This window comes from Snodgrassella gandavensis (assembly GCF_914768025.1).
Classification (GTDB): Bacteria; Pseudomonadota; Gammaproteobacteria; order Burkholderiales; family Neisseriaceae; genus Snodgrassella; species Snodgrassella gandavensis.
Window position 1 is genome coordinate 53,008 of record NZ_CAJZCE010000005.1, and the last position, 16,221, is coordinate 69,228.

Below are 16,221 nucleotides of genomic sequence, written 5' to 3' on the forward strand. Positions count from 1 at the left end.
ATTATTGATAAATCTAACTCATATACAAGCGGGTATATAAACGTTCATGCTGCATTGCCCGAATATCAGTGGCCAGTGTGGTAGCGCCCAATTGCTGCAACTGTGGCTGCATACTGGCTTGTACTGTATGAGCAATCGCAGCATGCAGTTCGATTAACATTTCCTGCCCGGCCATCTGGCTTAGCGGTATGAGCTTAACGCCGTTGGTAATCAAACCGACAGCAGCATTGTAATAAAATGCCTGTAGCGTAGCAGCTTTATCCAGTTGCATGGCAGCTGCGAGCAGCCCAAACACCAGTGGATAAAATCCGCGCACCTGCTGTGCAGCCAGTGCAGCCTGATAAGAAGCCACGATTGCTACCTTGGTATGCTGAGCAAAAATTTTCAGCAGGCGTACGCCTAGTTTATAACTGCTTTCTCGCAACTCACGCGCTACTTTTGCCGCACCTATCTGTTTGTCCAGCCATAACAGTTCATCGAGATTTTGTTCGGTACTGGCATTAAAAGCCAGTGACACATAAGCGCCATCATTATGCAGCCAGTTTTGCTGCAACTGGGTGTATACAAATGTTTTCAGTGTAGCCGCATCATGTACAACACCCTGCTGGACAAAGGTTTCCAGCCCGCCGGAATGATTAAAGCCACCAATCGGCAGCGTCGGATCAGCCAGTTGCAGCAATAATCCTGCACGCGTTAAAGCGTCAATATCAATGTGTCTGTCTGAACCGGACATATATTTAACTTATCAATGGTGATGATGGTCAACTAAATCATGTGTATGACGGTGGCCACCGCCAACACCCGGCGCTGAATTGGCACGCAATTGTTCACTTAAGCGCCGTTGCTGGCGTACTGGTGCAAAACCAGCCACCTGCAACCATTCAAATAAGGGTTTATCAAAAGGTAGCAGCAATTCATTTCCGTCCAGAAATAGTGGTGTGTGCTTGTTACCAATTTCATAACAGGCACGCGCCATTTCCGGCAAGGTTTGCGGCGTCAGCACCATCACTTCACTTGGTTCAATCTGCACCACAACTACCAACTGCTTATCCAGATAAACTACATCATCATGGTGCAGGCGCTGCCCCTCTTTCAACAGACGAAAAGCAATCTCACGCCCGTCTGTTGTCGTCGTACGGATAATGCGCCGGTCTGCTTCAAACCATTGCAGACTAACAGTATCCAGCTTCTGAGTGGTAATCTGCTGCTTTTCTTTAAGCGTTTGCAGATTGCCGAGGATGGTTTGGATGATTAGATTCATTTTTGGTTTTAGCAACTTGAATAAAATATTTTAAAAGGCAAACACAGATAATAAATAACCAACCAAATTCACCTAGTATAAAAAACATCCCTTTAAATACTTCCAATTTAAAATCTTCATGGGATGGATTAATTAATAGCCAGAGAATCATATCTATGATTAGGGATGTACCTAGAGCGAAATATCCAAATACAATAGCTACTGTACGTTGTGTAATGCGACTATCAACATAAAAATACCAGTCAGCAAAATTTCTTTTACTGCGTAACCGCAGATAACATACCGAAATAATAAACCAGATGAATGCTGATATAATAATGTACTTAAATGAATTTATACCTTGGCTAGCAATATGCCATCTTTCGAAAAACAAATCCGAATCACTAAAAAAATGTACGCCATCTTTGGTTTGCTCAAATGAATTTGAAACAAAAAATCCCGTTGTTAAAATACTTGACAGCAGTAACATACTTTTTAATTCATCAATGACTAGAAAAATAAAATCTTTGATACATTTGATATATTTCATATATATATATGCAAGCATGAATTGTTTTAATCAAAACAGAAAATACCGCTGTGCCAGCGCCACTTTTTCAGCCGGTTCACAAGTAATATGCTCACCATTCACCCGTACTTCATAGGTTTCAGGATTGACACTGATTTCCGGCATAGCATCGTTATGAATCAGGTCTTTTTTGCCAATTGAACGACAATTGTGCACAGGTAAAGTTTGTTTACATAAGCCATATTGGCTGCGGATATCATTATCCACACCAGCCTGCGAAACAAATAATACTGCGGTATCCTGCACAGCACGGCCAAGTGCGCCAAACATGGGGCGATAGATAACAGGCTGGGGGGTGGGGATAGAGGCATTCGGATCGCCCATGCGCGCATAGCTGATGGTACCGCCCTTGATGATGATTTCTGGTTTTACACCGAAAAAGGCTGGTTTCCACAATACCAAATCGGCAATTTTGCCTGCTTCAATTGAACCCACATATTCGCTGATGCCCTGAGCAATGGCCGGATTGATGGTGTATTTAGCTAGATAACGCTTAATGCGGAAATTATCGTTGGCACCGGTTTCTTCAGCCAAGCGACCACGCTGCTGTTTCATTTTGTCAGCGGTTTGCCATGTGCGCACAATTACTTCAGCTACTCTGCCCATAGCCTGTGAGTCGGAACTCATAATCGAGAATACGCCCATATCATGCAGTATATCTTCAGCGGCAATGGTTTCCGGGCGGATACGCGAATCGGCAAAGGCCACATCTTCAGCCACGTTTTTATCCAGATGATGACACACCATTAACATATCCAGATGTTCGTCTATGGTATTCACGGTAAACGGGCGGGTAGGATTGGTAGAAGCCGGCAGTACATTCGGATACATCGCGGCTTTGATGATATCCGGTGCATGGCCACCACCGGCACCTTCGGTATGAAAGGTATGGATTACCCGGCCATCAATAGCCTGCATGGTATCCTCAAGAAAGCCACCCTCATTCAGGGTATCGGTATGAATCGCTACCTGCACATCCATTTCATCTGCAATCTGTAATGAAGCATGGATTACCGCGGCGGTTGCACCCCAGTCTTCGTGGATTTTCAGCCCCAGTGCACCGGCAGCTACCTGCTCGCGTAATGGTTCCAGACTGGCACAGTTGCCTTTGCCAAAGAAACCCAGATTAACCGGCGCCTGTTCGGCAGCCTGCAACATTTTTTGAATATGCCATGCACCCGGAGTCACTGTAGTGGCATTAGTACCATCGGCAGGCCCGGTACCTCCTCCGATCATGGTGGTAATGCCGGATTCAATGGCATGGGTAATCTGCTGAGGAGAGATAAAGTGGATATGGGTATCAATTCCGCCGGCAGTGGCAATCAGATTGGCGCCGTTATGCACTTCGGTAGCAGCACCGATAATCATGTTCGGGTGTACGCCATCCATGGTGTCGGGGTTTCCTGCCTGACCGACAGCCACTATTTTGCCATCACGAATACCAATATCGGCTTTTACTATTCCCCAGTAATCTAGTATCAGTACATTAGTGATAACCATATCAAGCACATTCTGATTGCTGCGTGGTGCTGTAGCTGATTGTGCCATACCATCGCGAATGGATTTACCGCCGCCAAATTTGCCCTCATCACCATAGGTGAGTAAATCGCGTTCAACTTCAGCAAATAGCTCGGTATCACCCAAACGTACTTTATCACCCACGGTTAGCCCATAGGTGGCGACATACTGCTGGCGGGAAATTTTCAGGCTCATGGCAGGATTCTCTATTTAAGTAATCTGTAGCAATTATCTGTTATTTGATTATTGGATATTTATCCGGAGTTTTGTATCAAAACTGTATATTGGTTAAGCAGGTAAATCATTTATTACTTACGCTGCCATTAACAGCATTATGAAAACCAAATACTTTTTTATGGCCACCATATTCGGTTAGCTCCACCGTTTTGGCTTCACCGGGCTCAAACCGCACAGCATTACCTGATGGGATATTCAAACGCATACCCCGTGTATGCACACGCTCAAACTCAAGTGCAGCATTGGTTTCATAAAAATGATAGTGCGAACCCACCTGTATCGGGCGGTCGCCACGGTTAACCACGGTAATGGTGAGGGTACGGCGGTTCTGATTGGCAATGATATCATCTGCGGCCAGTATATATTCTCCCGGAATCATACCGTTTCTCCTGAATATGTATGGTGCGAATATTATTTGCTGTTAAATAATTATTTCGCCCATAGCGAATGTTTACAGTAACTGAATCATGCTTTAGCGGATAGGCTGGTGTACGGTAACCAGTTTAGTGCCGTCGGGAAAAGTTGCCTCAATTTGCACTTCATGCACCATTTCAGCTACACCTTCCATGACATCAGCAGTGGTTAATAATGTGGCGCCATACTGCATTAATTCGGCCACACTCATACCATCCCGCGCCGCTTCCTGTAGCTGGCTGCTGATATAAGCTATGGCTTCTGGATAGTTCAGTTTCACTCCCCGAGCACGCCGTCTGGCAGCCAGTTCTCCCGCCACAAACAGCATTAGTTTTTCCTGCTCACGACTGGTTAAATGCATAACTTTCTCTATAAATAGTCAATTAATGAATTACATTACTGCGCCTGACAATCTAAACTACTTTATACAAAGGTATTTAAAAAACTATTTTTCTTTAAAATATTTATAAATTCTGTGAATAATAAGTAATACAAAAATAATTGTGAAAATCTTGCCAATCATTCTGCCTTGCTGGTAAGCAGTACTGTTTTTATCTACTACAGCAAAAGCATTAGTCATGGTAAGAGCAAATACAGATAGTACCCACAAAAACTGTTTAATATATTTCATGGCTTCAAACTAATCGTATAAAGGGAAATTCAATTTTTCAAAACCCTTGTTTAAATCAGATATGACTGAAATTTAATGGCTTTGTAAAATATCATAAACTTAATATAGTTAGTTTGTATAGCAAAATCTAAAATTTTTTTACATAAAAAGTGCCTGTTCTTTGGTTGGAAAACCAAAGAACAGGCACTTTTAGATTAATTAACTTTTAAGTATTTACTAATTTTACTTTGTTTATATCATCCCCTGAGCTTTAACGCGCGGCTGGCTATCAAGTTTATTCAGGGCAGACAGATAAGCTTTGGCACTGGCAACAAGAATATCAGTATCGGTGCCCTGCCCACTTACCAAATGGCCTTCACGAGACAAACGCACGGTAACTTCTCCTTGGCTTTCTGGACCGGCAGTGATGGCATTAACTGAATACAGTTGTAAATCTGCGCTGCTATGCGCTTCAGACTCAATGGCTTTGAATACGGCATCAATTGGTCCTGAACCATGTCCACTAGCACGTTTTTCGTTTCCATCCAGATTAAAGACGATTTCTGCCACCGGTTCTTCACCAGTTTCACTGCGAATACTCAGTGATACGTATTTGTAGCGATCAGGAGTACGGTTTACCAATTCATCAGATACCAGTGCATGCAAGTCTTCATCAAAAATTTCACGTTTTTTGTCAGCTAGTTCCTTAAAGCGGGCAAAAGCAGCATTCAGTGCTTCTTCACTATCGAGCTCAATACCCAGCTCCTGTAGTTTGGTGCGGAAAGCATTGCGGCCGGAAAGTTTACCCAAGGTCAGCCGGTTAGTACTCCAGCCAACTGATTCAGCAGACATAATTTCATAGGTTTCACGGCATTTCAGTATGCCATCCTGATGAATGCCAGATTCATGCGCAAATGCATTGGCACCAACAATGGCTTTGTTCGGCTGAATCGGATAACCAGTAACAGTAGAAACCATTTTCGAGGTTGGTACGATTTGCGTGGTATCAATATTGGTTTCCAGCTCAAAAACATCGTAGCGAGTTTTCAATGCCATAACCACTTCTTCCAGACTGGCATTGCCAGCCCGTTCACCCAGACCATTGATGGTACATTCCACTTGCCGTGCACCGCCGCTTACTGCGGCCAGTGAATTGCCAACGGCCAGCCCCAGATCATTGTGGCAGTGTGCCGACCAGATAACTTTATCACTACCCGGGGTTTTCTGAATCAGTTCGCGGAAGAATGCTTCTGTTTGAAATGGAATGGCATAACCAACTGTATCAGGGATATTGATGGTAGTTGCACCTGCCTCAATCACCGCCTGACAGATTTCTGCGAGAAAATTGATATCACTACGCAGTGCATCTTCACAGGAGAATTCTACATCATCGGTATATTCACGCGCTATTTTCACTGCCTTAACCGCAGTTTCCTTAACCTGCTGCGGTTTCATACGCAATTTATGTTCCATATGCAAGGGGCTGGTGGCGATAAAAGTATGAATACGTTTGCGTTTTGCTGGTGCAACTGCTTCGCCGGCCTTGCGTACATCACGCTCATTAGCGCGTGACAGAGAACATACGGTAGCATTTTGAATAATTTCAGCAATGCTATGAATGGCATCAAAATCCCCCGGGCTGGCAGCAGCAAAACCGGCCTCAATCACATCCACACCCAGTTTTTCTAACTGGCGTGCAATGCGGATTTTTTCTTCTTTGGTCATGGCCGCTCCCGGCGACTGCTCTCCATCGCGCAGGGTTGTGTCAAATATAATGACTCGATTATTGGTAGTAGTCATTCTTGGTCTCTCCAAGGTAGCGTTCTTGTATTGCATAAAGGCATTGATATCCAGAGGCTTGTCCTGCTTCTCAGCCATCAGAATAATTTTTTGTAACTGATTTAATGGCAATGAACCTCGCTTACGCCATTTATAGATAGCAGCGGTAGAGGCGGCACTATCTGGATAATGTTGTTTAAGTGCTTCGGCCAAAGCGTTTACACCACCAAAATAGGCAACTAAACGGTCTATATTCAACTGCATAACCGACCTTTTGTCCAATTTATTCATTTCATCAAGCTACAATATATTTTATTGAGCTAATATACGTAAAATTGGACAATAAAACAAGCTAAATTTATTTCTTTCTTTTATTACACACACTGAATTTAGACATTTTGTACAACAAATTGGCATAATAATTTATGCAGGCTTTAATAATTCAATGCATATAATTAAACCGCCGGATTATCTTGAGCAGGATAAACGGCGGCTATATGGCGGATAATCGTGTTTTTAATTGGCTAAATCTCCTTTCAGAGCAACACCAGCAATCACTCCACCCGCATGACATTCATATACTTTTGAACTGGCCATACTGTTTTTCTTATAATAGCTGACAATATTGGTTACTTTAGCAGCATTATGAGCTGTAGCCTGTTCTTGCAACTGTTTAACTGCTGACAAAAATGCCCAGCGACAGGCAGCTTCGTCTGATTTACCGACACTATTGGTTTTACGATTGGTAATCAGACCAGGCTTCACTACATGGCCTGAGCTTTTAGCAAAATAAAGTTTTACATTTGGATTCAGCACTTGAGCTGCTTCCGGCGCATTAAGTGCATCCTGAATGGGCAACATTAATTTGTCATCACGCGCATAGGCAGCAGATATACAAGCCAGCAGTGCTACCAATGCGATTGATTGAGAAAACTTCTTCATTCTTTACTCCTTTAATAAATAAAAAGTGTACTACATGATGAACCAAGACTGCCTGATTCTGCTTGCTTCTGCCGATGTATCCGGCCAGTATAGCAGTCTGAAACTGGATCAGGCAGACAAACAGCGTTTGCAACAGTATCCACAATTAGCCCAGCGTATTGACTGGCAAAGTAGCCGTTTTTTAAAACAGCAGCTTTCTGCTTCCTATGCTCAATTTTCTCTCACCCACAAAAAAGGCCACGCTGGCCTGATTGCCTGCTCCTCAGTACAGCATATACCGGGCATTGATATGGAGTATGCACAAGAACGCGATTTTCTGGCATTGGCACAGCTTTGCTACACTGCTAATGAACAGCGGTGGCTGACGCAGCAATCTGATTTATCCACCGCTTTTTACCAGTTATGGACGCTTAAGGAAGCGTTTATCAAAATCAGTCATGGGCAATTAACTGACATGCGTCGGTGGTGTCTGATACCAACTGGATATGATGCAATCCATATTCCAGCTTTAAATCCTCCGGTGCAGGCTTATAGCTGTGTCATTGATAAACACTGGCATATTAGTGCAGTTTATCCTGCTGGCTGCTCTGTAGCAGCACAAAACTGTACTTATGGATTTGGCCGCTGGCATGATTATGTTTTTAACTGGCATCGGTGGCCGGTTAGCCCAGCCGTTTAAATAAGAGAGAAGAATTTACCCCGCCAAACGCAAAATTATTATTCATGACAAATTCGGTATCGATAGTACGTGCGCTGTTGACAATATAGTCCAGTTCGCCACAACGGTTATCAATCTGGTTCAGGTTCAGGGTGGGTGCAAACCAGCCTTCATTCATCATCTGAATTGAGAACCATGATTCCAGCGCACCACAGGCACCCAGTGTATGCCCCAGATAACTTTTTTGTGAGCTGATGGGCACTTGTCCGAAAACATCCGCAGTAGCAAGGGTTTCGGCAATATCACCCTGTTCTGTTGCCGTACCGTGACCATTAATGTAGCCAACCTCAGCAGCCGGCAGATGTGCATCCTCAAGTGCCATTTGCATGCAACGGCGCATGGTAGTGCGTTCCGGACGGGTAATGTGAGAACCATCGCTGGTACAGGCAAATCCAACTATCTCAGCATAAATTCTGGCTCCACGGGCTTTGGCCATTTCATATTCTTCCAGCACCAGAATACCTGCCCCCTCTCCAATAACCAGCCCGTCACGACTGGCATCATAGGGACATGGCGACCGTTCTGGCGTATCGTTGCGCAAACTGGTGGCAAACAGTGAATCAAATACAAAGGCTTCAGAAACGCATAGTTCTTCTCCTCCTCCAGCCAGCATCATATCAATCTTGCCATACTTGATTGCTTCATAAGCATAGCCGATAGCCTGATTGCCGGATGCACAGGCACTGGAAGTAGGAATCACCCGCCCTGTTAGGCCAAAGAAAATTGACAGATTGGCAGCGGTAGTATGTGGCATGATGCGCACATAGGTATTGGCATTAAAATTCGCAGAACTGCCATTGAGGACAAGTTCACTGATGTCACGAATGTCCTGCGGGCTGCCAGTAGATGAACCACAGGCAACGCCCATGCGCCCGTCTTTTATTGATTCGTCCCCAAGCAATCCTGCATCTGCCAGTGCGTCTTCCGCTGCCTGGGTACACATCTGGGCTACTTTCCCCATGCTACGTAGCTGCTTGCGCGTCCAGTGCGCTGGCGGGCGGTAGCCGAGAATGGGCGCAGCCAGTCTGGTATTCAAGTCTTTATACCGTTCCCAACTGTCCATGTGGACTACTTTATTTTTGTAAGCCAGCAAGCCAGTTTTTACTGTCGGCCAGTCATGCCCCAGTGCGCTGACACCACTCATGCCTGTAATCACAACACGTCTCAACATAAACCTCCATTCACAGCCAATACCTGCCGGGTAATGTAAGCGGCCTGTTCGGATACCAGAAAAGCCACAGCATGAGCCACCTCTTCTGCCTGTCCCATCCGATTCATGGGGATGGCTTTGAGAATCTCGGCAACAGGTACATGTTCATCAATCATTTCTGTTTCAATCAAACCGGGCGCCACGCAATTGACGGTAATTTTACGTTTGGCCAGCTCTACTGCCAGTGCTTTGGCTGCACCAATCAGGCCAGCTTTAGATGCACTGTAGTTTACCTGACCCCGATTACCGGTTATGCCCGAAACAGACGCAACACAAACAATTCGCCCTGCTTTACGCCGGCGTATCATCGGCATCATCAGTGGATGCAGAACATTAAAGAAGCCATCCAGATTCGTACCCAATACCTGATCCCAGTCTTCATTACTTAGCGCAGGAAAAGCATTATCACGGGTAATACCCGCATTCAGTACCACACCATAATAAGCACCATGCTGTTCTATATCGGCCAGTAAAGTTTCCTGACAGGCCTGCCGGTTACTGATATCAAAAGTCAGTATGCGGCTGCGGCCACCAAGTGCGGCAATCTCTGCCGCCACTTTTTCAGCCTCTACACGCTGGTTGCGACAGTGCAGCACAATATCCCAGCCGGCTCGAGCCAACGTCAGAGCTATGGCTTTGCCAATACCGCGGGCAGAACCGGTGACCAGAATGGTTTTATCGTTATTCATCATCATGCGTTAATATATTCTCATTAGGGCTGTATACATTGAGCGCAGCCTCAGCCAGTAGCTGGTTTGGCGTGCGGGTTTCATCACATAGCCATAGCTGGCTATCAAAAACGCCAAAACCATTGGCATCCTGTAAAGAGGCCTGAATCTTAACCACCAATATAGCCGGTACGGGTAGTGTGGAAAAATAAAGCTGTAACTTTCTTGTTCCGAGTAAAAAGCCCAGCCGCACCGGTTCACCGGCATCACAAGCTAACGCTCCGGCCCAGGCGGCAACGCCTTGAGCCATGATTTCCATGGCTGCCCAAGATGGTAAGCAACCATCAGTAACCAGTATCTGCTGTGGTTTTACGCAGGCATAAGCTGTCAAACTTTGCTCATCGTAAGCGGCAATTTCATCCAATAACACCATCCTGCCACTGTGTGGCAGTAGAGCAGCTACATCATAAATTGGGGTTTGCATCATTACTCCCCATAATCAATGCTGTGTTATTGCCACCAAAAGCAAATGAGGTACTTAATGCTATGCGCGGACAGTCAGCAGCAAATGTTTCCTGAAAACTGGTCAGATGAATGGGTGCTAATGCCGGGTCAATATGCGCATTAGCCCGGTGCGGTGGTAACTCGCCAGCAGGATTGGTTTGCTGACTGATTACTGTCCATAAAAAAGCTGCTTCAAGGGCACCGGCTGCACCAAGTGTATGGCCGGTTAGTGCCTTGGTTGAAGCACAGGAAACTTTTGCACCCAATTCGCTGTGAATTGCCAGCGCTTCCATGGCATCATTCTGAATAGTACCGGTACCGTGCAGATTAACCCAGCCTACGGCACTTGCCGGTAACTGTGCTTTTTGTAAGGCCTGCTGAATCACCTTTCTGGCACCCGTAGCATCAGGTCGCGGGCTGGACATATGATAGGCATCACTGCTGGAACCATAACCTAATAATGGCAATCCCTTAGTCGAATCACGGGTCATCACGAATACAGCAGCCGCTTCACCAATATTGATACCATTGCGTGCAGCCGTAAATGGCTGACACTGCCCGGGTGATAAGACCTGTAATGCATGGAAACCATTAATGGTTAGCGCTGACAGCGTATCTACTCCGCCACAAATTACCGCATCACACATATCCATACGCAGTAAACGGGCTGCACTAATCAGTGCCCGTGCACCAGAAGTACAGGCCGTTGAGATACCATAATGTACATTGCTTAACTGATATACATGAGCGACAAAGTCTGCTGGCGAAGACATTAACTGCAGAGCCTGATTGTAACCACTGTTCGCCCAATCCTGCCGGATAAAACCGTGTTCAAGCGCAGCTCGGTTCTCATCACCACCTGTTGTTGATGTTCCCAGCACCACAGCTACACGGTCGGCACCATATTCGGCAATTGTGGTCTGGATATCGTCCTCAATCTGAAAAAGCGCATGCCATAACAACTGATTATTGCGGCTACAGAAATCAGGCCTTAAATCAGCCGGAAAAGGTCGCAGAGGTGACTGCACTGTACCGAATAAATACGATTGGCCACTTACCCAGTAATCGCTACTGGTGAGATAGCTGCCTTTCCTAGCTAACAGCGCACTGATATGCTCATGCACACCATAGCCCAGTGCGCTGACCATTGCCGGACGGCTTAAAAAAACCGGCTTAATCATTAGCCATCTCCCTGATTTGCCAATGCTGATTATGCCAACTGATATCAGCAATAGCACCGTCGGCACTGGAAGAAATCCTGACATCATTCAGCGTAGCGGGTACAGGCCAGTGATGCTGCTGGCCAAGATAGGCATAAACAGCAGTAAATAACTGCCGCGCTTGGGGATTGGGCGGCAGAAAACCATCGTTATGCCACTTACCCTGTTGCAGAATCTGTCTAGATACTGGTGCCCCCAGACTATCTACCTGTACAAAGCGCCATTGTTGTAGCGTCAGCGGTTCAATTAACAGCAGACTGTTGCTTCCATCTGCATCGGTAACCTGTAGGCTTAAAGTCTGCTTTAATACAGGTAAGGTATCAATTACTGGAACACTGTGGCAGCCATTTAAACCAAGCATCAATAGCAGCCAGATAAAACCTTTCTTTAATATCATTTAGCTTGACCACATATTTCTGCTAGCACAGCCAGACGGCGTTCGGAATTGGTTACATATGGATTGGTTTCATCCCATGCATAGCCAGCAAGAATGGAACTAATCATGCGTCTGATGTCAGGATTAGTATGTTCAGCATAGATTACATCCTGAAAAGCGGTACTGTACCAGCCATTGACATAGGTTTTAAATGTGTTGATACCCACCTGTAATGCCTCAGCATAATCCTGCTGCCAGTTTACTGCATCTCCTGAAAACTGCCGGTGCAATATATCCGCAGCCAGTTTGGCTGAATGCATGGCAATTGTCACCCCTGAAGAAAAGACCGGGTCGAGAAACTCGGAAGCATTCCCCAACAAGGCAAAACGCTGCCCATATAGACTTTTGACATTAGCAGAATAATTACGCAAAGTTCGAAATGGTACATCGTTATGCCATTGTGCATTAACCAGAATACGCTTGAGCATCGGCACTTCACTAACAAATTTTTGCAAAATTGCCTCTGCACCTTCTGCGCCGTGATTATTCAGACATTCCGGTAAACCCACCACACCAATAGAGGTACGGTTATTGCTGAATGGAATAAACCAGATCCATACATCACGCAAATCCGGATGAGTACATATCAGAATCTTATTGCGGTCAAATGCCGTATCAGTGACATTGTCATCAATATGGGTAAAATAAGCCATGCGCTCTGGTAATGAAGAAGGCTGTTCCAGATTCAGCAATTTTGCTAGTACCCGTCCATAGCCACTGGCGTCCAGTACAAATTGTGCCTGAATCTGATAAGGTATGCCCTGTGCATCCGTTACTGACAATACGGCCGCATCCTGCTCAAATTCAATACCATTTACACTATGCTCAAAACAGACCTTCACACCCTGCTTTTGCGCTTCACTGATAAGAATATGGTCGAAACGGGCACGCGTTACCTGAAAAGTTGTGCCCGGACCAGATGAAAATTTATCCGTAAAATCTATAGTGGTATAGCGATCACCCCAACTGAATGCAGCACCATTCTTAAATTGGAAACCATCCTTAACACCTGCATTAACCGCTTCCAACATCCCTGCTTCAGCGATAAATTCCATACAGTGTGGCAGCAGGCTTTCACCAATCACAAAACGAGGAAAAATCTGCTTTTCTAATACACAAACACGATAGCCTTTTTTATTCAATAAAGAACTGGCGATGGCGCCGGCCGGTCCGGCACCGATAATCACTACATCAAACTGATTCATTATACCCCCCCTTGTTGCTAGCTCTGGGCAGTAAGGCCAGTGCCAGTATCATGCTAAAAAATACGCCGAAGGCAACACTGCGACCAAAGCTGGCAATAGCCGGCGTCGCACTGAAACCAAGAATTGCAAATGAAATTATTGTCGTTGTTGCGGCCAGTAACACACCGGCCAAACGTTCTGCAACAGCCATCTGTTTGATTGACACATAAATGGCATAGTCCATACCAATGGCCGTTACCAGAAACAGACCAAAAATGGCAAACAAAGATAACGACCAGCCTGCATAAGCAAATATTGCTAAACAGAACAATGAAGACAGAACGGGTACGGCCAGCAGCTGCATACCTTTACGCCAGCCAAAAACATAAGCCAGTAACACAATGGCTACCAGATAAGAGGCCACTTTCAAGGCGATGGCTTGATTGCGCGTATGCGTAAACAACTGATTTAATGCTTGTAAATTATTGACAAAATAAATACCGTTATTTTTATCAGCCAGCTTTTGCAAGGCAGCAACATGACTTACCCCAGACAGGCTGACAATAGCCGCCACCTGTCCATTGGCCATCTTGCCCAGATATAAATCCTGCCAGGCTGTAGCCAGATCATTGTCAAGGCTCTGGGAGATGGTTTGCAGAGGCTGTTGCTGCAAACCGGACAAGTATGCCTGAATACTGTGTTCAGCGATTCCCAGACGGATTAAGTCCTGCCAGTTATCAGCATTGGCCATCAGGCTACCTACGTCCTGCTGGCGTTGTTTTTGTACGCTAAGCGGCGTAATCCACTGATCCAGAGATTGAAAACCAGTTAATTGCTTTTGCGCCACCAGAGTCTGTAATGATTGTCCCAGAGCATGGCTTTTGATTAACAGTTCATCGTCATTATCTGCCTGTAGTACAAAATACTGGCCAGCAGGCATGGTTTGGGTAAGTACACCAATTTTCTGCGCCTGTGCCAGCCATTCTGGCGACAGATTCACCCACTGGCGGATATCATCGTGGGTATCTAATCGTAACAGGCCACCGGTCAGCAGTAATAACACTATCAATAGTGGCCATCTTTTCTGCACCATCACCTGCCGGCAACTGATAATCAGGCTGCCCAGAGCCAGCATGGCATGCAAAGCCCGCGGATGAATGCGCGCCTGAGTAGTAGTAAAAAAAGCTGGCAAACACAGCAAACTGAATAAAAATGCACTAATCAGCGCAGCCGCAGAAAATATCGCCGTTTGTTGCAGTATCGGCAGCGGCGTAATCAGTAAAGCCGCATAACCCAATAGGGTAATAATCAGGCTCAATAAAAAGGCTTTACTGGCCATATGCAAAGCCTGCCAGCGCTGCCATTGCTGCTGAATGACTCCGCTGGCCAGCCAGTGCAAGGGGAAATCCAATAATACCCCCATCAGACTGGTTCCAACCACCAATGTCAGAATATGAATATGTCCGCAGAGCGCCACAGTTGCCGCCATGCCAAACAAGATACCCACAGCCAGAGGCAGCAATAAATACAAAATACGCAGGCTGCGGAAAAGCAGCAGCAGCAGCAGAAAAGTCAACCCCATACCCAGTATACTCATATACTGACTTTCTCGTTCTCCGATGGTTTTATTTTCTGCGGCAAAAATAGCGCCACCTGCCATCAGTACTTGCACATTTTGCTGTGCCAGAGAAGCCTGCGTATCATGAATCAGCGTAAGCAGACCATCAGGTACGTTAATCAGACCGGCTTTTTCCGGTAATCGCGCCCGTAATAAAATCCATGTTGTATTGCCATCATCAATATTCAGCCAGCCAGTTTGAACATTATAAAAAACCGGTCCATCCTGACTGGCCTGATGCATGATGATGTTACCCAGACCCAGCCAGTCCTGCTCAATAGGCAATACACTGCGTTCTGCAAACGGATTAACCAAAGCCTGTGCCTGTCTGGTAAAAGCATCTTTGGGCTGATTCATGATATTGCGCCAACTGGCTTCTGCTACCACTGCCAGACGCAACCTCTGCATATTGGCCTGCAAAGCAGCCACATCGGGTTCAATTTTGCCGGTAACAGTCTCAAATACACCGCTGGCCTGCCATTTTTTCTGAAGCATGTGTGCCGCAGCCATCGCTTTATCAGGCGAATCACTACCCAGTAACACCACAATGTCACGGTTCATGCGCTGGTTCATGCGCATTTTAGCTAACTGCTGTGCCTGTATGTTTTGCCCATCTGCCGGTAACAGGCTGGTCAAATCCGTATCCAAACGATTCTGTTGCAGCCAACTGCACAGTAATGCAGCCGCCACGCAAAGAATCAGCAGCAAATACAGCCACGCCCAGATGCGTTTACGGTAAAACGGCATTTTGTTCAAACCTGTTCAGGGCAGCATTGACCTTCAGGGCAGAAAATATAATCTCGGTACGGTCGCCCTGCACTTCAGACAGCGTGATTTTTTTTACTACACTATCACCCTGAATATCGATTCTGGTGAAAATCTGTTTCATCAATACGCTTTTCGGTAGCAGGTGCAATTGCCAGTTCTGGGCTGTGCCTTCTAATTGCAGAGTAAACTGGCTTTGTAAGCCACTGGTTTGCCCAGCAAGCAAATCGAGAAACAGCTTTACCTGATTTTTTTGCGCACCGGCCGACTGCTTGCTGGCCATCCACTGATTATTCGCATTGAGCTGCTCAATACCGGACTGGCGCACCCGCATGGTATCGGTAAAAGGTTTGTTCATCTGCCATAACAAACCGGCTTTTGGTACCAGCACAAACTGTCCTTGCGCTATAACCGGCTTGTTGGTACTGCGCAGATAACGCTGCTGGGTGAAATCGCCCTTAATACTTTGCGGTTGTTGTAGCTGGTTTTGCAAATCGGTTAAATCAAATGCCCATAAAAAACCACTTAACAAGCAGCACCAGCATACTAATAAACATTTTTTCAACATA

17 protein-coding genes are annotated in these 16,221 nt (G+C 45.8%); 1 reads left to right on the forward strand and 16 read right to left on the reverse strand.

Annotated elements, in window-relative coordinates; translation table 11 throughout:
- Nucleotides 1-13: 13 nt before the first annotated feature.
- The 8 genes from MJ764_RS05575 to MJ764_RS05610 form a co-directional block, all read right to left on the reverse strand.
- Nucleotides 14-733 carry an urease accessory protein UreF gene (locus tag MJ764_RS05575; RefSeq protein WP_239325389.1) on the reverse strand — a complete coding sequence of 240 codons (720 nt, stop codon included), beginning with the start codon at nt 731-733 and terminating at the stop codon, nt 14-16.
- 12 nt (nt 734-745) lie between these two features.
- Nucleotides 746-1,261, reverse strand: a complete 516-nt coding sequence (ureE, locus tag MJ764_RS05580; protein WP_239325390.1) for an urease accessory protein UreE — start codon at nt 1,259-1,261, stop codon at nt 746-748.
- A complete protein-coding gene (locus tag MJ764_RS05585) occupies nt 1,215-1,790 on the reverse strand; it encodes a hypothetical protein (RefSeq protein WP_239325391.1) in 576 nt (191 codons plus the stop codon). Before MJ764_RS05585 ends, ureE begins: the two co-directional genes overlap by 47 nt.
- 30 nt (nt 1,791-1,820) lie before the next feature.
- Nucleotides 1,821-3,542, reverse strand: a complete 1,722-nt coding sequence (gene ureC, locus MJ764_RS05590) for an urease subunit alpha (RefSeq protein WP_239325392.1) — start codon at nt 3,540-3,542, stop codon at nt 1,821-1,823.
- 106 nt (nt 3,543-3,648) lie between these two features.
- Nucleotides 3,649-3,963: an urease subunit beta gene (locus MJ764_RS05595; RefSeq protein WP_239325393.1), complete on the reverse strand. Its 315-nt coding sequence runs from the start codon at nt 3,961-3,963 to the stop codon at nt 3,649-3,651.
- A 93-nt stretch (nt 3,964-4,056) separates the two neighbouring features.
- The gene (ureA, locus tag MJ764_RS05600) at nt 4,057-4,359 is read right to left on the reverse strand and encodes an urease subunit gamma (protein WP_037408376.1); all 303 of its coding nucleotides are present in this window, start codon (nt 4,357-4,359) and stop codon (nt 4,057-4,059) included.
- Nucleotides 4,360-4,860: 501 nt separating this feature from the next.
- A complete protein-coding gene (locus tag MJ764_RS05605; protein WP_239325394.1) occupies nt 4,861-6,651 on the reverse strand; it encodes a 2-isopropylmalate synthase in 1,791 nt (596 codons plus the stop codon).
- Nucleotides 6,652-6,903: 252 nt separating this feature from the next.
- Nucleotides 6,904-7,329: an excinuclease ATPase subunit gene (locus MJ764_RS05610; RefSeq protein WP_239325396.1), complete on the reverse strand. Its 426-nt coding sequence runs from the start codon at nt 7,327-7,329 to the stop codon at nt 6,904-6,906.
- A 34-nt stretch (nt 7,330-7,363) separates the two neighbouring features.
- Between MJ764_RS05610 and MJ764_RS05615 the strand changes: the two genes are divergently transcribed.
- A complete protein-coding gene (locus MJ764_RS05615) occupies nt 7,364-8,008 on the forward strand; it encodes a 4'-phosphopantetheinyl transferase family protein (protein WP_239325397.1) in 645 nt (214 codons plus the stop codon).
- On the opposite strand, the gene MJ764_RS05620 is transcribed toward MJ764_RS05615, so the two are convergent.
- The 8 genes from MJ764_RS05620 to MJ764_RS05655 are packed head-to-tail and all read right to left on the reverse strand — an operon-like array spanning nt 7,992 to nt 16,220.
- Entirely contained in the window at nt 7,992-9,218 is a 1,227-nt protein-coding gene (locus MJ764_RS05620; protein WP_239325399.1) for a beta-ketoacyl-ACP synthase, read from the reverse strand. The two genes, MJ764_RS05615 and MJ764_RS05620, sit on opposite strands and share 17 nt — an antisense overlap.
- The gene (fabG, locus tag MJ764_RS05625) at nt 9,212-9,946 is read right to left on the reverse strand and encodes a 3-oxoacyl-ACP reductase FabG (protein ID WP_420853932.1); all 735 of its coding nucleotides are present in this window, start codon (nt 9,944-9,946) and stop codon (nt 9,212-9,214) included. Before fabG ends, MJ764_RS05620 begins: the two co-directional genes overlap by 7 nt.
- Nucleotides 9,939-10,412 (reverse strand): hotdog family protein, encoded by a 474-nt coding sequence (locus MJ764_RS05630; protein WP_239325400.1) that lies wholly within the window; start codon nt 10,410-10,412, stop codon nt 9,939-9,941. The genes fabG and MJ764_RS05630 overlap by 8 nt, the downstream gene beginning before the upstream one ends.
- Entirely contained in the window at nt 10,390-11,610 is a 1,221-nt protein-coding gene (locus tag MJ764_RS05635; protein ID WP_239325401.1) for a beta-ketoacyl-ACP synthase, read from the reverse strand. Before MJ764_RS05635 ends, MJ764_RS05630 begins: the two co-directional genes overlap by 23 nt.
- Complete coding sequence (locus MJ764_RS05640; protein WP_239325403.1) at nt 11,603-12,046, reverse strand: hypothetical protein; 444 nt, start codon at nt 12,044-12,046, stop codon at nt 11,603-11,605. The genes MJ764_RS05635 and MJ764_RS05640 overlap by 8 nt, the downstream gene beginning before the upstream one ends.
- Nucleotides 12,043-13,290 carry an NAD(P)/FAD-dependent oxidoreductase gene (locus MJ764_RS05645; protein ID WP_239325404.1) on the reverse strand — a complete coding sequence of 416 codons (1,248 nt, stop codon included), beginning with the start codon at nt 13,288-13,290 and terminating at the stop codon, nt 12,043-12,045. The genes MJ764_RS05640 and MJ764_RS05645 overlap by 4 nt, the downstream gene beginning before the upstream one ends.
- Entirely contained in the window at nt 13,277-15,634 is a 2,358-nt protein-coding gene (locus MJ764_RS05650) for an MMPL family transporter (RefSeq protein WP_239325406.1), read from the reverse strand. Before MJ764_RS05650 ends, MJ764_RS05645 begins: the two co-directional genes overlap by 14 nt.
- Entirely contained in the window at nt 15,618-16,220 is a 603-nt protein-coding gene (locus MJ764_RS05655) for an outer membrane lipoprotein carrier protein LolA (RefSeq protein ID WP_239325407.1), read from the reverse strand. The genes MJ764_RS05650 and MJ764_RS05655 overlap by 17 nt, the downstream gene beginning before the upstream one ends.
- Nucleotide 16,221: the final 1 nt, after the last annotated feature.

What these genes read in the sequence shown, in the direction of transcription:
- MJ764_RS05575 (WP_239325389.1), bottom strand. Translation starts at nt 733, where the DNA reads ATGTCCGGTTCAGACAGACACATTGATATTGACGCTTTAACGCGTGCA.
- ureE (WP_239325390.1), bottom strand. Translation starts at nt 1,261, where the DNA reads ATGAATCTAATCATCCAAACCATCCTCGGCAATCTGCAAACGCTTAAA.
- MJ764_RS05585 (WP_239325391.1), bottom strand. Translation starts at nt 1,790, where the DNA reads ATGAAATATATCAAATGTATCAAAGATTTTATTTTTCTAGTCATTGAT.
- ureC (WP_239325392.1), bottom strand. Translation starts at nt 3,542, where the DNA reads ATGAGCCTGAAAATTTCCCGCCAGCAGTATGTCGCCACCTATGGGCTA.
- MJ764_RS05595 (WP_239325393.1), bottom strand. Translation starts at nt 3,963, where the DNA reads ATGATTCCGGGAGAATATATACTGGCCGCAGATGATATCATTGCCAAT.
- ureA (WP_037408376.1), bottom strand. Translation starts at nt 4,359, where the DNA reads ATGCATTTAACCAGTCGTGAGCAGGAAAAACTAATGCTGTTTGTGGCG.
- MJ764_RS05605 (WP_239325394.1), bottom strand. Translation starts at nt 6,651, where the DNA reads ATGCAGTTGAATATAGACCGTTTAGTTGCCTATTTTGGTGGTGTAAAC.
- MJ764_RS05610 (WP_239325396.1), bottom strand. Translation starts at nt 7,329, where the DNA reads ATGAAGAAGTTTTCTCAATCAATCGCATTGGTAGCACTGCTGGCTTGT.
- MJ764_RS05615 (WP_239325397.1), top strand. Translation starts at nt 7,364, where the DNA reads ATGATGAACCAAGACTGCCTGATTCTGCTTGCTTCTGCCGATGTATCC.
- MJ764_RS05620 (WP_239325399.1), bottom strand. Translation starts at nt 9,218, where the DNA reads ATGTTGAGACGTGTTGTGATTACAGGCATGAGTGGTGTCAGCGCACTG.
- fabG (WP_420853932.1), bottom strand. Translation starts at nt 9,946, where the DNA reads ATGAATAACGATAAAACCATTCTGGTCACCGGTTCTGCCCGCGGTATT.
- MJ764_RS05630 (WP_239325400.1), bottom strand. Translation starts at nt 10,412, where the DNA reads ATGATGCAAACCCCAATTTATGATGTAGCTGCTCTACTGCCACACAGT.
- MJ764_RS05635 (WP_239325401.1), bottom strand. Translation starts at nt 11,610, where the DNA reads ATGATTAAGCCGGTTTTTTTAAGCCGTCCGGCAATGGTCAGCGCACTG.
- MJ764_RS05640 (WP_239325403.1), bottom strand. Translation starts at nt 12,046, where the DNA reads ATGATATTAAAGAAAGGTTTTATCTGGCTGCTATTGATGCTTGGTTTA.
- MJ764_RS05645 (WP_239325404.1), bottom strand. Translation starts at nt 13,290, where the DNA reads ATGAATCAGTTTGATGTAGTGATTATCGGTGCCGGACCGGCCGGCGCC.
- MJ764_RS05650 (WP_239325406.1), bottom strand. Translation starts at nt 15,634, where the DNA reads ATGCCGTTTTACCGTAAACGCATCTGGGCGTGGCTGTATTTGCTGCTG.
- MJ764_RS05655 (WP_239325407.1), bottom strand. Translation starts at nt 16,220, where the DNA reads ATGTTGAAAAAATGTTTATTAGTATGCTGGTGCTGCTTGTTAAGTGGT.